Origin of the sequence: Bradyrhizobium sp. RDI18 (assembly GCF_043203335.1) — a bacterium.
Classification (GTDB): domain Bacteria; phylum Pseudomonadota; class Alphaproteobacteria; order Rhizobiales; family Xanthobacteraceae; genus Bradyrhizobium; species Bradyrhizobium retamae.
The window spans coordinates 3,484,480-3,498,525 of the sequence record NZ_JBICRN010000008.1 but is presented as its reverse complement, the minus strand read 5'-3'; the positions used below and the strand labels follow the sequence as shown (position 1 = coordinate 3,498,525).

Below are 14,046 nucleotides of genomic sequence, written 5' to 3'. Positions count from 1 at the left end.
CGAGGGCAAGCTCTCACGCATCGCGCCTTTCTGTTTCGCGGGTGCCGGCGATGGCCTGGTCGATTGCCGATCGCCATCCTGCAACCAACCGGTCACGCCGATCCTCTCCCGTTCCCGGAGCGAAAACATCGGCCTCCGTGATCAATCGAGAGAGAGCGTGCTCTTCACTCCAGAGATCCACGCGGATTCCGGCCATTATCCCGGCGCCGATCGCGCTGAGTTCGGCCACTCGGCTCCGACGAACGGGCCTTTGCAGAACATCGGATTGAATCTGCATGAGGAGGTCGTTGTGCGAAGCGCCACCGTCGGCCGACAAGGCGGATAGCTGCATGCCGCGATCGGCCTGCATCGCAACGAAAACATCATGGATCTGCAAGGCGATGGCCTCCAGGGTAGCTCGCGCGAAGTGTGCGGGCCGCGTCGAGAGCGACATGCCGGTGAACAGACCCCGGACGTCGGCACGCCAATGCGGGGCTCCAAGACCCGCAAGGGCGGGTACGAAGAAGACGCCATCGCTGGAATCCACCGTCTGCGCCAACTGCGCCAACGCAGCTTCGTCAGGTAACCCGAGCAACGACGTCGCAAACGCTGCGGCTTGCCCCGAGACCGAAATGTTACCCTCGACAGCATAGGCGACATTTCCGCCAGCACCCCACGCAATCGTCGACGAGAGGCCATTGCGCGACATGATGGGCCGCTCGGTGAGCGTCATCAGCGAGGAGCCGGTGCCATAGGTAGCCTTCACAGCTCCCGGCGCGCGAATGCCGTGGCCATACAACGCCGCGTGCGAATCCCCCATCATCGCACCGACGGTCACTCCTTGGGGTATCGCGCCTTGGGAGATCGTCACGCCGAAGGCGCTGTCAGAAGGCAAGGTCTCCGGCAGCAGCTCGATCGGCGCATCGAACAGCCGGCCAAGTTCTTCGTCCCAGCACAGTCGCTGGATGTCGAAGAGCTGCGTGCGAGATGCATTGCTGAAATCGGTGGCGTGCACCACGCCGCCGGTGAGTTTGGAAAGAAGCCAGGAGTCGATGGTCCCGGCGCAGACTTTACCGGCCTTCGCGCGATCCCGCGCGTCGGGGACGTTATCGAGCAGCCAGCCAATCTTTGCGGCGGAAAAGAGCGGGTCGAGGCCAAGCCCGGTCTTGCTTGCTACGAGCGCCTCCACATCGGGGCGGCGCAGCGACGCAAGTCGCTCGGCCGAGCGTCGGCATTGCCAGGTAACGCAAGGACCCAGCGCCTCGCCGGTCTTGCGATCCCAGAGCAACACGGATTCCCGCTGGTTCGTAATACCGATGGACGCGAGCTTGACGTCGGGCCGGATCGTCAAACACTCGCTGACCGCCGCCTGAACCGATCGCCAGATCGCCTCGCCCGACTGTTCGGCCCAACCCGGCTTGGGATGAGTCACCGCCACCGGCACCGAGGCGCGTGCGACAATCGTACCCGAAGCGTCGATGAGGAGCGCCTTGGTGTTCGTCGTGCCCTGGTCGATGGCGAGGACAACCGATGTCATGCGGCTTTTCTCGCCTCGAAGGTTTCACGGACCGCTGCAGCGATGCCGTCTGCGGTCAGACCGTAGCGTTCCAGCAGGAATTCGGGAGAGCCGGTCGGCAAAAAGCCGGGGAATCCCAGGATGCGCAGACGGCAAGGACATGAGGTCGCCACCACTTCGGCCACAGCGCCACCAAGCCCGCCGCGCACCGAATGCTCTTCTGCGGTGACGATCGCACCGGTTTCGGCCGCGGATCGGATCGCCTCCACGTCGAGCGGGGCGACCGAAGCCATGTTGACGACACGAACATCGAGCCCAAACGCGAGGAGCTGGTTCGCCGCTTCAATGGCGCGCGAGACCATGACGCCATTGGCGATGATCGCGGCATCCCGACCATGCCTCATGGTTTCGGCGGCTCCGGCACGGAAGACCGCGCCAGCGGGGCGAACAAGATCGGGCACGGGCATCCGGCTGATGCGGAGAAAGAACGGCCCTTCGGTGGCCGCCGCTACCTTGACGGCCTGTTCGGTCTCCCAACGATCGGAAGGTGCGATGATGGTCAGATTCGGAAGAAGCCGCAGCCACGCGAAATCCTCGATCGAGTGGTGCGTCGGGCCGAGTTCGCCATAGGCGACGCCGCTCGACATCCCGCAAAGCTTGACGTTGGTGTTTGTGTAGGCGACGTCCGCCTTGATCTGCTCGAGCGCACGCGCCGTCAGAAAGCAGGACGCCCCGGAGACGAAGGGCACTTTGCCGCCATTTGCCAGGCCAGCTCCCACGCCCACCATGGTCTGCTCCGCGATACCGACATTGATCAGGCGGTTTGGAAATCGCTTCTGGAAGGCGACCAATTTACTGGAACCGACGCTGTCGTTGACGACCGCGACGATCCGCTCGTCATTCTCCGCCAGAGCTTCGATCGTCTTCGCGAACGCTTCTCGACAATCGTAACGATCGGCCACCGCGGTTTCTGAGCTCATTGGCCAATCTCCTGAAGTGCGAGTTCGTACTGGGCTTGATTGGGAACGCCGTGATGCCAGGAAACCTGATCGCGCATGAACGAAACTCCTTGCCCCTTGTGCGTCCGGGCGAGCACGCAGAGAGGTCTTGTTCTTCCGGTTGCGGGAGCGGTGAAGATCGACAGGAGGGCGTCGTGGTCGTGCCCGTCGACCTCGACGACCTCCCAGCCGAAGGCGCGCCATTTGTCGGCCAGCGGCTCGAGTGCGGCCGTGTCCTCTGTGCGCGCGCCCTGCTGCAAGCCATTGCGATCCACGACAAGCGTGAGGTTGGCAAGCTTGCGGTGACCGGCTGTGAGAGCCGCCTCCCAATTGCTCCCTTCCTGCAACTCGCCGTCGCCGACCACGACGAAGACGCGGTAGTCAGCGTTGTCGATCTGACCGGCGATGGCGGCGCCAACCGCGACGGGCATGCCGTGGCCGAGCGGTCCCGTGTTGGTCTCAACGCCAGGCGTGGAGTTGCGATTGGGGTGGCCGTTCAGACGCGAAAGCGGCTGCATATACGTGTCGAGCTGTTCGACGGGAAAGAAGCCTTTCTCAGCCAGGGTCGCATAGAGTGCGCCGGTGCAATGGCCCTTGCTCAGGATGAAGCGATCGCGCTTCGGATCGTTGGGGCTGGCGGGATCGAGACGAAGCACGCCGAAATAGAGCGTTGCCAGGATGTCGGCGACCGACATATCGCCGCCCGGATGGCCCTGCTTGGCGCGGTAGACCATTCCGAGCGCACGACGCCGGATCTGACGGGCCTTTGCAATCGTCAATTCCGCGAGAGGATGAGAAGTAGACACGTAAAATCTCCGAAAATCGTGCTGGTGCTCAGCGAACCAGAAGCGAGGTGGCCGGCTCAGGCCGTTCATGGCGATAAAGCGGCCAATCGAGATAATTGACGATCGCCTCCTCGACGATGGCGGCATGCTTGCCGCGCACCATCGCGACGTGATGCTCGAAGCCGTTGCGGGAAATGAAGCTCAGCAAGGACCGCAGATTCGGAACCGTGGTGACCGCAATCCCACCATCCATCGGGAAAGGATCGTCCGTAAAAGCCCCTTCTCCGACGTAAGCCTTGATCGTGCCGTGACGATCGTCCGTCGAGAGCCGGCAGAAGGTCATAGGACCCGACTTGACCTTGCCCTTGACGGCTCCGAAGCATTTCTCGCGACCGATCACCTCGCCGAGTACGTCCAGATTGGAGATCTCTGGGGTGTCACCGATGAAGCTCTTCGGAAAATTGCCGCAGTGCGTGCAGACGCACTTGTCTCGCTCGCTGCCGTAATTGTTGTTCCAGTCGAGAATGGCTGGCGGAGCCTTGGAGGCAAGCGCGAGCGCGTACATGGAGATCGCGCCCATCACGTCGACCTCGCAGGCGCTCGGCATGAGCTTCTCGCCCATCATGCTCATGGAAAGACAAGACGCGCAGCCGAAATTGTCCTGAATGCTGCGCCAGCACTGGATCGAGGACGCGTCGCATCCGTTTTCCTCGATCTAGCGGTCGACAGCGATCGAAAAGCAGGCCTGCTTCGCAATGTTCTCGCGCTTGATGGTCTTGGGGATCGATCCGTAAGCGAAGATCTCATCGAGTTTCGCCTTGACGTCGCTATCGGCTTCCGAGAGCGTCGTCGACGCTGCGGCAATGATTTCGGATAGATCGACAGTCACGACGGTGATGCCAGACGCCTGCAGCAGCTTTTCGCTGTAACGCATCGTGTGAAACGGCGGCGTACGAGCGCCGATCGCGCCAATGCGCGCATTTTTCAGTCCACGAACGGTGCGGCAGACTGCGGCGAAGCGGGCGAGATCCCCACCGAAGACCTCACCATCGACATCGAGCGTGTGAAGCGATGTATCAGTGAAGCGGATTCCGTACTGATAAAAGTTGTTGGTGACCGAGATCTTGCCGCAGAAGGCGTCGCGCCGGTGCTGGACGTCGACCTTGTCGACTTCGTCGTTGCTCGCTTGCAGCAGGATCGGAACATTGAGGGCGGCACGGGAGACGCATTCGGCGACCGCCACCTCGTCTCCAAAATTCGGCAACAGGAATACAAGACCGTCGATGTCATCCCGGTGGGACCGGAAAAAGTCGCCATAAAGCGCTGCATCCTTGCGCGACTGAACAGCACCGTTGTCGGTAGCGTCGGCAGCTAAGGTTTTGACCGCAATCCCAAGCTTTTCGAGCTGGGCAACGGCCTGCTCGCGGGCCGCAAGGGCCGGAGCGCCGTTAAAGAAGAGCCTGCTGCCAACGACCAGGCCGAGCGTGACGGGCTTCTTGAAGGCTCGCATCGGGTTCCTCCCTTCGAGGCGGGAAATCCCAGCGCCGATTGTTTCGTATTTTGTCGAACAGAAGCACGAATTCTTACATTTCGTCAATATTGGCTTTCGAATTTCTTCGATTTTGTTCTTTTATTTTCCGATGACGCTTGGCCGAAGGCCTCAACCGGGCTATCTCTACGATGACTCTGCCGTCCTCGAATTGCCCACTCCGACAGACACTGGCCGGTGGCCGGCGTGGATTCGAATCGGCGAAAACGCGGCTAAATCCTTCGTTTCCTGGGAAAAAAGAGCGATGGCGGGTAGGACAAAGTTGTCTGCGAGCGGGCGGACGCCGCCGAAGGCGGTGCGGCGAACTGCATCGGGCGACGCTGCGGAACCTCGTAGCGCCCTGCTTGCAGAGCCTCGCCGATCGAAGATTCTCGAATGGCTTCAGGAGGAAGGCAGCGCCAGGGTGCGGGACCTAAGCGCGGCCTTCGGTGTCTCAGAAGTTACTGTACGACAGGACCTCGAACGCCTGGAACAGGATGGATTTATAACTCGCGACCACGGCGGCGCTTATTTGAATTCTGTTCCGCACCAGGTGCAGACCTTATCTCTTCAACATCTTGCCAATATGGATCGGAAGCGAAAGATCGGTAAAGTCGCGGCTGGCCTAGTTCACGATCATGAGACGATCATCTTGGACGCCGGATCGACGACGACGGAGGTCGCCAATCATCTAACCGAGCGGGAAAGCCTGACGGTCATCACCAACGCGCTCAATATTGCTCTCACGCTCGGCGCCATTCCTTCCTTCGAAGTCCACATGCCTGGTGGCCACTTTAAGGCGCCGACTCTATCGCTGAGCGGCGAAAAGTCCGCGCAGTATCTGGAGAACATCTTCGCGTCGAAGCTCTTCTTGGCTACCGCCGGTGTTTCCGTGGAAGCGGGCCTGACCTATCCCAGTTTCGCCGACTTGCCGATCAAGCAAGCGATGATCAAGGCTTCGAATGAGGTCTATCTCGTCGCTGATTCCACCAAAGTAAATAGGAATTCTTTCACCCGGCTCGGTGGACTCGATTTGATCCATGCCTTCATCACCGACGATGGTCTTGCCGACGCGGATGCAAAAGCGATCGAGCGGTTGGGTATCAAGATCATAATCGCTTCATGATCGGGTGCGTTCATGATCGGACACTCCGCAATTGATCTGCTTGAAGCAGGTTGACCGAGAAACCCCCACGGAAAGATCGAGGTGAACCATGCGTCGTCATCGACGAGCCAAGATTGTTGCAACCGTTGGCCCCGCCAGCTCTTCCCCGGATATGCTGAAGGAGCTATTTCTCGCGGGTGTCGATACATTTCGCCTGAACTTCAGCCACGGGACACAGGATGATCACGCCAGGGTTCATGCGGCGATCCGCAAGCTGGAGCAGGACGTCAAGCGGCCGATCGGCATCCTGATGGACCTGCAAGGCCCGAAGATCCGCGTCGGCGCCTTGCGCGGTGGCAAGATTGCGGTTGAAGCTGGGGAGACGATCCGTTTCGTCCTGACCGGATCGGAGGGCGACCGGACATCCATTCCGCTGCCGCATGAGGAGATCTTTGCAGCCGTCGCCCCTGGCCACGATTTGCTGATCGACGACGGCAGGGTTCGCGTCCGCGTCGCGGGTGTCGGCGACGATTTTATCGACGCCATAGTCATCGTCGGGGGCTCGATCTCGAACCACAAGGGCGTCAATCTGCCGGGAACAGTACTCGATCTTTCGCCGCTGACGACAAAGGACCGCGCCGATCTCGAGTTCGGTCTCAAGCTCGGCGTGGACTGGATCGCATTGTCCTTCGTGCAGAAGCCGTCCGATGTCATCGAGGCGCGAAGCCTGATCGGCGACCGTGCCGGCCTGATGGCCAAGATCGAGAAGCCCGCAGCTCTCGAGCGGATCGACGATATCATCCAGCTCTGCGACGCCATCATGGTGGCGCGCGGCGATCTCGGCGTTGAAATTCCAGATGAGGATGTGCCCGGCCGCCAGAAGGAACTGGTCCGCGCGTGCCGCCTGGCCGTAAAGCCTGTCATCGTCGCAACTCAGATGCTGGACTCCATGGTCGCGGCGCCCACGCCCACACGCGCCGAAGTCTCCGACGTCGCAACCGCCATTTACGATGGCGCGGATGCTGTGATGCTGTCGGCAGAATCTGCCACAGGCCGCTATCCGCGCGAGACGGTCGCGATGATGGATCGCATCATCGGGAGCACCGAGCAGCACAAGATGTACCGCTCGATCGTCGAGGCGACGCAGCCCAGCGAAGAGCAGACGCCGCCGCATGCAGTCGCCACCGCCGCGGCAGACCTCGCCTCGGTCGTCCACGCCGCGGCGATCGTCGCGTATACGTCGAGCGGAACCACAGCCGCCCGCGTCGCCCGCAAGCGGCCGAGCTTGCCGATCCTGGCAATCACTCCGAGCCGCGAGGTGTCCCGTCGCCTCTGTCTGCTTTGGGGTGCACATAGCGTGCTGTCCGAGGACGTGCAGAGCTACGAGGAGATGGTTCAGCGCGCGACCACATTCGCGTGCGAAGAAAAGTTTGCAGCGAGCAGGGACCTACTCGTCGTGGTCGCCGGCATACCCTTCGGACAGGCTGGTACGACAAACAACCTTCGGGTTGTTGCGATCACAAAATAGCGCGTCGCAATCGGGTCTCGCGAATGCATGTGTCAAGTTGACATCAAGCTAGCGCAGGCGACACGATCCGAAAGCGTGACCCTCCGCTTTCGAAAGATGGTGCGGCACGTGTTCACTCAACAGCTAGGCGTGGACTCATTAGCGCGTAGCCAAATGCGGATTGATGCGAGTTTGGCGAACGCCAGGTAGTTGGCTGCGAGCTTGTCATATCGGGTCGCGATACGCCGACATTGCTTGATCTTGTTGAAGAACCGTTCGATCGGGTTACCGAGATAGTCGTCGGCTCCCATCTCGAGACCAAGGATACGATCGACATCTTCCTTGAGGGCCGTCAGAAGAATGACCGGGATGGTGTTCCGTTTCGCCCGCAGGTCTCTGCATGCATCAAGACCAGACCCGTCCGGCAGCATCACGTCCAGAACGACAAGATCGATCCGATCGGTTGTCAGGCGCTCGCGGAGTTCGCTGCAGCTCGATGCCAGCAGAACACGGAATGCCTGTCCCTCGACATAGCGGGCGAGCAGTTTTCGAATCTCGGGATCGTCGTCGACCACAAGAATTTGTGGCGTTTGTTCACTCATGGCCGTCGTTCGTGGATGGCTGCGGAAAGCATGTTCTACAGAGAAGTGGGATCGATGGAAGCCACGATTCGTAACGAATTGCGGCTTCCAGTCGATCCAGCAATATTTCGACATGAATCGGCTTCCCGCCGAGACACTTCGACACGAATTGTTCTACCCGAGCAAAGCTATCGTTCTAACCGGACGTCTGCCGGCCGATCGCCGAAATGCGAAACAAGATTCCGGCTGACAGAGAGCGCAGAGGAAGGTGCAGAATGATTGCCGTTACCGAACGCAGGCGCATGAGGATCGCTGCCATCGCGGCCTTCCTGTTTCTCCATTCTGCTGCCCATGGGCAGGACCCGTCCGCGGCAATGACGGTGATCGCCGCATCAGTCGAGAAATCTGAGCTCACCAGGACCATTACCGCCACCGGAAACGTCGTCGCCTGGCGTGAGATATCGGTCAGCTCGGAGGTCGGCGGCTTGACTGTGACCGAGATCGCGGTCGATGAGGGCCATGTCGTCGCAAAGGGGCAGGTACTGGCGCGACTCGCTCGGGATCTTACGGTCGCGGCGATGTCGAAGCAAAGAGCGGCGGTGGACGAATTGCGGGCGAGTCTTGCGATCGCAAGGTCGGACGCTACGCGGGCGCATTCCGTCGACTAGTCTCAAGACACGCCGATGGATATCGTTGTTGATTTCCGTGAGCAGCGACTGCACCTCCGGCGCCGGAACGTTGTTGTCCAACAGTGCGCTGGCAAGCTGGGCCTGCGCCTCCTTTACGAGGTGCAGGCCCTCGACGCTCTCCTCGTGCGTGAGCTGCTCGATGAGCGACATACTCTCGCTCGACAAAGAGGCGAGCGCTTCGTCCAGGGCGAGCATGCCGATCATCGCTCCGCTCCAGTCCACGACGGGAACATGCCGAAGCTTGCTACGGCGCATCAAGGCGACGGCCTGGAAAAGGTAGTCGTCGGCCCCCGTCACGACGACCGGCGACGTCATCACCGACTCGACGCCTTGATCGGGCTCCGTACGCCACGCGATCCGGCGCACGACGTCCTGTTCCGTCACGATGCCCCTGGGGCGGCCCGCACCATCGATGACGACAGCACAGGACGCGGGCGTCGCCGTCATCAGGCTTACGACCTCGCCCACCGTCGTGCTCGGTGCAACACGAACAGGCGGCGGTCGCATATGGTCGCGTACGAGGCGCCGGAAGATCCCGGTTTGCGTACTCAAGGGTGGCTTGCTCCGCGGACCCACATGCTCCAGGCTTCCATCTCACGCCGGACGGTATTCTCATTGCTTTCGCAAGCGCAAGTACAACGTCGGCGACATCCCACGATGTGTGACAGACCGTATGGTGCTGTCCGCGAGCTAATCGCGCCGCGCTTGGTATCGTAGCCTCCGGGTTGGAGACCCCAGATGAGTCAACTGTCCGGCGGACAAAGATCCAGCTTCACGCCCAAGCAGCGGCAACAACCCGCCGACGAAAGTTCGCTGATCAAAATTCTCCCCCTGGTCGCTGAGTTGAGAAAGCGCGCGCGACGCGGTTTCGAGCGTCAGACCGAGATAGTCGCCGATATCGCGGCGGCACATCGGCAGGGCCATCATGCCGGTCTTGGCGAGCCGGCGATCCATTTCGAGCAGGAAAGTCGCAACCTTTTCCATCGCGGTCTTGCACCAAGAAGCAGCATAGGGTCTTCGGCGTGCCGGAGATCGCCTGCGGTCATGGTCCAGAGGTTGTGAGCAACCTGCACGTTCGATCCAGCGGCGGCCTCTAAGCTGCGGCGCTTGACCAGCCGGACGGTCGTATCCGCGATCCCTTCGGCCGTCAGGCGATGGGTCGAGCCGGCATCGAGGCCAAACACGTGGCCGGGCAGATGGAACGCACCGATCTGGCGCCGTGTTATCCGGTGTGGGGGTCCGGACGCTGATCGGCGCCCTAAGTGCTTGATCGACTTCGCATCTGCAGGATTAGTGCTGGGCGCCGATTCACACAACAAGCGGCAACCGCCGATCGTCGGCGCGATTTGTTGTCACATGACCTTTGCCTACAAACCCGGGCCCTAGCCACGGCCCGGAGCGACAGCCGACTGCGCTCAGAGTCGGCGGAAGCTGATTTACTCGGAGGCGCCGCGGGACTAGCATGTTGTAACAAGCCACGAAGCGGCCGGAGATGTGTGCTCCGCGCGTGGCGGGAGCGTCGCACCCGACCCTCGACAGGGAGGACGGTCCATGACGCAGCAAGTGAATCGCAGAAATTTCCTGAATAGCCTTGGTATTATGGTAGGGGCGACGGCGGCAACTTCAGTGCCACCGATAGCTCCGGCCGTGGCGCAGGTCGGCGGGCCACCCAAGGGAAATATTCCCTCCACCCCGCTCAAGTTCGGTCATATGACCTTCCTCACTGGCCCCGCCGCGGTGCTCGGAGATCCCTCCCTCAAGGGCCATATCCTGGCCGCCGAGGAGATCAATGCGCAGGGCGGCATTCTCGGCAAGCGCAAGATCGAGACCATCACGGCGGACGAGAACGCCGGCACCGACGCCAACGTCAAAGAGCTTCGCCGCATGAAGCTCTCCGAGAAGATCGACATGTTCACCGGCGTCATATCGAGCGGCAATACCCCCGCGCTCGGACCGGTCGCCGAGGAGCTCGGTCTGCTCACCATCTTCGTTGACGGTTGCACCGACTTCTTGTGGGACAAGGCGGTGCCGAACCCGAAGTTCGCGTTCCGCATCACCAACATCCAGTCGGCCGACGGCGTGACCTGCGCGGTCGCGGCGGCGCAGACTTGGCCGACCGCAAAGAAGATCGCCCATATCCATCCCGACTACTCTTACGGTCGCAACGCCTTCGACCATTTCATGATCGCCTACAAGAAGATGGTGCCCGGCGCCGAGGTCGTGTCGGAAGGGTGGCCGAAGCTCGGCACGACCGACTTCACAGCGCATATCACAAAGACGATGTCGTCGAACCCCGACCTGATCGTGTCGTCGGTGTGGGGCGGCGACTACGTGGCGCTTTACAAACAAGCGCTGCGCTATGGCATGTTCAATAATGCCAAGTTCGCGAGCACGATCGCCTTCGGCGTAGCGCCGCACGCCATCGGCAAGGATCACCCGGAAGGTGTCATCGCTGGCGTCCACTCCAACTACTACTTCACCTTTCCGCCGGGAAATCGCTGGCCGGCCAACAAGACCTTCGTGGAGAAGTATTTCAAGCGCTGGAACGAGTATCCAAACTTCCAGTCGGATGGCGCGTACCACACGCTTCATATGTACCGTACCGCGGTCGAGAAAGCGAACAGGCTCGTCGGCGGCTGGCCGGACGAAGAGGCGATCATCAGCCAGCTCGAAGGCATGTATTTCGAGACCGCGGCGGGCTATCTCTATATCCGGCCCGACAATCACCAGGGCTACAAGGACGCGGTGACCGGCTTCAGCAAGAACGTGGCCGAGTACCCGTTCCAGATCCTCGATCCGGGCAGGATGATCACGATCCCGATCCGCAACATCACGGCGCCGCCGAACTGGCCGAAGCCGGGCACCTCGCACAACGATCCGACTGCGACCTACAATTGGATCAAGGAGACTTGGCCACAGGTGGCCTGAAGCTTGCCCATCAACCAACCATGCCTTCGTTCCGCGAGGGCGTGGTCGGTTTGTTGCAAGGCCGGCGTTGCCTCGAGGGTCGTGATGTCCGTGCGCAGACACCTCATGCAAAGCGGCACGCTCGCAGCGATGCTGCTGTGCACCACCGTACCGGCGGCGCAGGCCGGGCATGAGGTGCCGTACTATCCCTCGTTCTACCCGCAGGAAATCCGTATCGAGCCGCTCGATCCCGGAGCGGCGGCCCGCGAATTCAGCAACGCCAAGGACCCGCTGCACGCCCATCTCGGCGCCGCCCCGCAGTTTTCAGGAGAGGCGCCGTCGCACCTCAAGTCAGTCGCTTCACTGCGCTCATTCATCACCGTGAGCGTCAATCCACAGCGCGCGCAGGGGCGTGAAGCGCGCTGTCGCACGATCGAAAATGCCGCGAATGCTCTGGTGTCGCATCCGGACGTGGTTCCGCACCGCTACCCGATCACACCGTACCATGCGGACTACATCGGTCACGTTGATCGTGGCGCAGACACGAAGCCCACCGTGGGGGCTGCTGCAGACGGGGGTGCCTCGCTAGCCGTGCGCGCGCAAAACACCGGCAGCGAGGACATGGTGCTTCACCGACTTGCACTGCATCCGACGAACTGGGACGTCCGCTTCGACGAGGTGGCCGTCAGCGAAGTGCTGCGCGCCGCCAACGTCGGCTTTAATGCCTGGCCAGCACCGCCCTGGATCAAGGAGGGCTGGTTCCAGGCCTATCACCTGCTGCAGCCTGCCGTCAGCGGCGCGGCCGATCGTAAACATGCCGACGAACTCTATGGGCAGCTAGTCGAGGCGGACTACAGGGACCAGGCCGAGCGGCTCAACATCACACGCGACCTGATAACGGAGCTGACCCACGGTTGCGACCGCGCGGTGATTGGCTATCGGCTCCGGCGCGAGTTCTACAGCGACGACTTCTCCAACGGGATCGAAAATATAGCGGTCGACTCGCAGTTCGGATTCAACTCAGCCGTCGTCCTGCGGACGCTCAAGCTCAAGGATCTGCCGTGGAACGGCTGGCTCCGACTGGGCATTGACATCCGCGCGACCGCAGCCTGGAACCCGGTTGCCGGGTTCACTGACGCGCCCGGCCGGCTGGTGTGGGCGATCGTCGGCGACGATGCGTTTCTGGCCGTTCCATACAACAGTCTGTGGGCTCCCAATCGCGCGGAGGTTCGGCCTACGGAGCAATCGACGCGGCAATCCATCCGTGTCCCCGCCGATGCCCTGGTGCCGGAGCCCGGCACCGGGCGGCTCGTTCCGATCGGCGCCGCCGCGAGCGCAATGACCAAAGTCGTCTACCGCGTTCTGGCAGCGTCATTCCAGGACGGCAGCGAAATGGAGACCGCCGACCTGATCTACCCTTACGCCTTTGCGTACCGATGGGGTAGCTCGCCGACCACCGCGATCTTCGATGCCGAGGTTTCCGCCGCGACCAGCCTGATGCGGGACCGCCTCAAGGGTGTCCGCGTCATTCGCGTGGAGGAATCGAAGCTCCCGATCGCTGATCTCGTCTTTACCTATCGCTCGCCAATCGTGGAGGTCTATGTCGACGCCATCCCGACCGACGAGCATGAGGATGCGCTGGTGGCGCCACCGTGGAGCTCGGTGCCGTGGCACGTGCTGGCGCTGATGGAAGCCGCCGTCGAGCGCGAAATCGCGGCTTTCTCGCAAAGCGAGGCCAAGCGTCGCAATTTGCCGTGGCTCGACCTCGCGCGCGATCCTGCACAGCGCGACAAGCTGCGCGCGTTGATCAAGGAATTCGCCGCGGCCGGCTACCGACCGGCGGCGCTCGAAAGCCTGGTGAACGCGCAAGCCGCGACCGAACGCTGGCAGGCGCTCGATCAATTCGTCGAAGCCAACAACCACTTGCTCGTGACCAATGGTCCCTACCGGCTTAGGAGCTTCTCGCCTGACGTCTACACATTCGACGTCATTCGCGATTTCACATATCCGGTTGGCCTTGGTACGTTCGACTTCTATGCCTATCCAGCCAAGGCGTTTGTGACGCGGGTCGAGCACATCGGCAATCGCATTCTGGTGACGGCCGACGCCGAGATCGCGCTCAAGCAGCAGCGCGATCGCCGCATCGTTCGCGTGGCGCTCAAGCGCGACACGCTGCGCGAGATGCTGCCGATCCGGCCGGTGGCACGGTACGTTCTCCTCGGCGAGAATGGCATGGTGGTCGCAGCCGGGGGCGCGAGCCGGGAAGGCGACGGACGCTTTGCCGTGTCGCTGCCGCCGAATCTTCCGGCAGGCAATTACACAGTCTTCACGGCCATCTTTCTCGACGGCAACACGATCAATCCGACCATCGGCCGCATGGACTTTCGGAGTAACTGAGACAGTGGAGGGAATCCGAGGCGCCGCAGTTCGCGTGAGGAGATCTGAGACGCC

At 61.6% G+C, this 14,046-nt stretch carries 10 protein-coding genes and 3 pseudogenes; 5 read left to right on the top strand and 8 right to left on the bottom strand.

Translation table 11 applies throughout. The features are described 5' to 3' along the window. Positions 1-13: 13 nt before the first annotated feature. The 5 genes from ACFXS9_RS25800 to ACFXS9_RS25780 all read right to left on the bottom strand — a co-directional run bounded on the left by ACFXS9_RS25800 (position 14) and on the right by ACFXS9_RS25780 (position 4,788). The gene (locus tag ACFXS9_RS25800; RefSeq protein ID WP_392693451.1) at positions 14-1,516 is read right to left on the bottom strand and encodes an FGGY family carbohydrate kinase; all 1,503 of its coding nucleotides are present in this window, start codon (positions 1,514-1,516) and stop codon (positions 14-16) included. Continuing rightward, a complete protein-coding gene (locus ACFXS9_RS25795; RefSeq protein ID WP_392693448.1) occupies positions 1,513-2,475 on the bottom strand; it encodes a transketolase family protein in 963 nt (320 codons plus the stop codon). The genes ACFXS9_RS25800 and ACFXS9_RS25795 overlap by 4 nt, the downstream gene beginning before the upstream one ends. Next, positions 2,472-3,227 (bottom strand): transketolase, encoded by a 756-nt coding sequence (locus tag ACFXS9_RS25790; RefSeq protein WP_392700007.1) that lies wholly within the window; start codon positions 3,225-3,227, stop codon positions 2,472-2,474. The genes ACFXS9_RS25795 and ACFXS9_RS25790 overlap by 4 nt, the downstream gene beginning before the upstream one ends. Positions 3,228-3,327: 100 nt before the next feature. After that, the gene (locus ACFXS9_RS25785; RefSeq protein ID WP_392693446.1) at positions 3,328-3,909 is read right to left on the bottom strand and encodes a hypothetical protein; all 582 of its coding nucleotides are present in this window, start codon (positions 3,907-3,909) and stop codon (positions 3,328-3,330) included. Positions 3,910-3,993: 84 nt separating this feature from the next. Then, positions 3,994-4,788, bottom strand: a complete 795-nt coding sequence (locus ACFXS9_RS25780) for a hypothetical protein (RefSeq protein ID WP_392693444.1) — start codon at positions 4,786-4,788, stop codon at positions 3,994-3,996. Between ACFXS9_RS25780 and ACFXS9_RS25775 the strand changes: the two genes are divergently transcribed. After that, entirely contained in the window at positions 4,775-5,932 is a 1,158-nt protein-coding gene (locus ACFXS9_RS25775; RefSeq protein WP_392693442.1) for a DeoR/GlpR family DNA-binding transcription regulator, read from the top strand. The two genes, ACFXS9_RS25780 and ACFXS9_RS25775, sit on opposite strands and share 14 nt — an antisense overlap. A gap of 88 nt (positions 5,933-6,020) precedes the next feature. Beyond that, complete coding sequence (gene pyk, locus ACFXS9_RS25770; protein WP_392693439.1) at positions 6,021-7,439, top strand: pyruvate kinase; 1,419 nt, start codon at positions 6,021-6,023, stop codon at positions 7,437-7,439. Between the two features lie 260 nt (positions 7,440-7,699). Here the strand turns inward: pyk and ACFXS9_RS25765 are convergent. Beyond that, positions 7,700-8,020: pseudogene (locus ACFXS9_RS25765) on the bottom strand (response regulator); the annotation flags it as partial. A 206-nt stretch (positions 8,021-8,226) separates the two neighbouring features. Here ACFXS9_RS25765 and ACFXS9_RS25760 point away from each other — a divergent pair. Beyond that, positions 8,227-8,511 (top strand): annotated as a pseudogene (locus ACFXS9_RS25760) (hypothetical protein); the annotation flags it as partial. Here ACFXS9_RS25760 and ACFXS9_RS25755 read toward each other — a convergent pair. Both ACFXS9_RS25755 and ACFXS9_RS25750 read right to left on the bottom strand, forming a co-directional pair. Then, entirely contained in the window at positions 8,392-9,195 is an 804-nt protein-coding gene (locus tag ACFXS9_RS25755) for a cyclic nucleotide-binding/CBS domain-containing protein (protein ID WP_392700005.1), read from the bottom strand. The pseudogene ACFXS9_RS25760 and the gene ACFXS9_RS25755 sit on opposite strands and share 120 nt — an antisense overlap. 321 nt (positions 9,196-9,516) lie before the next feature. Then, positions 9,517-9,908, bottom strand: a pseudogene (locus tag ACFXS9_RS25750) (helix-turn-helix domain-containing protein); the annotation flags it as partial. A gap of 331 nt (positions 9,909-10,239) precedes the next feature. Here ACFXS9_RS25750 and ACFXS9_RS25745 point away from each other — a divergent pair. Together ACFXS9_RS25745 and ACFXS9_RS25740 are read left to right on the top strand one after the other, a co-directional pair. Next, positions 10,240-11,616 carry an ABC transporter substrate-binding protein gene (locus ACFXS9_RS25745; protein WP_392693437.1) on the top strand — a complete coding sequence of 459 codons (1,377 nt, stop codon included), beginning with the start codon at positions 10,240-10,242 and terminating at the stop codon, positions 11,614-11,616. A gap of 84 nt (positions 11,617-11,700) precedes the next feature. Continuing rightward, a complete protein-coding gene (locus ACFXS9_RS25740) occupies positions 11,701-13,992 on the top strand; it encodes a hypothetical protein (protein ID WP_392693434.1) in 2,292 nt (763 codons plus the stop codon). Positions 13,993-14,046: the final 54 nt, after the last annotated feature.

Coding starts and splice junctions, on each gene's coding strand:
- ACFXS9_RS25790 (WP_392700007.1), bottom strand. CDS start 3,227: ATGGTCTACCGCGCCAAGCAGGGCCATCCGGGCGGCGATATGTCGGTC.
- ACFXS9_RS25800 (WP_392693451.1), bottom strand. CDS start 1,516: ATGACATCGGTTGTCCTCGCCATCGACCAGGGCACGACGAACACCAAG.
- ACFXS9_RS25755 (WP_392700005.1), bottom strand. CDS start 9,195: ATGCGACCGCCGCCTGTTCGTGTTGCACCGAGCACGACGGTGGGCGAG.
- ACFXS9_RS25780 (WP_392693444.1), bottom strand. CDS start 4,788: ATGCGAGCCTTCAAGAAGCCCGTCACGCTCGGCCTGGTCGTTGGCAGC.
- ACFXS9_RS25745 (WP_392693437.1), top strand. CDS start 10,240: ATGACGCAGCAAGTGAATCGCAGAAATTTCCTGAATAGCCTTGGTATT.
- pyk (WP_392693439.1), top strand. CDS start 6,021: ATGCGTCGTCATCGACGAGCCAAGATTGTTGCAACCGTTGGCCCCGCC.
- ACFXS9_RS25785 (WP_392693446.1), bottom strand. CDS start 3,909: ATGAGCATGATGGGCGAGAAGCTCATGCCGAGCGCCTGCGAGGTCGAC.
- ACFXS9_RS25740 (WP_392693434.1), top strand. CDS start 11,701: ATGTCCGTGCGCAGACACCTCATGCAAAGCGGCACGCTCGCAGCGATG.
- ACFXS9_RS25795 (WP_392693448.1), bottom strand. CDS start 2,475: ATGAGCTCAGAAACCGCGGTGGCCGATCGTTACGATTGTCGAGAAGCG.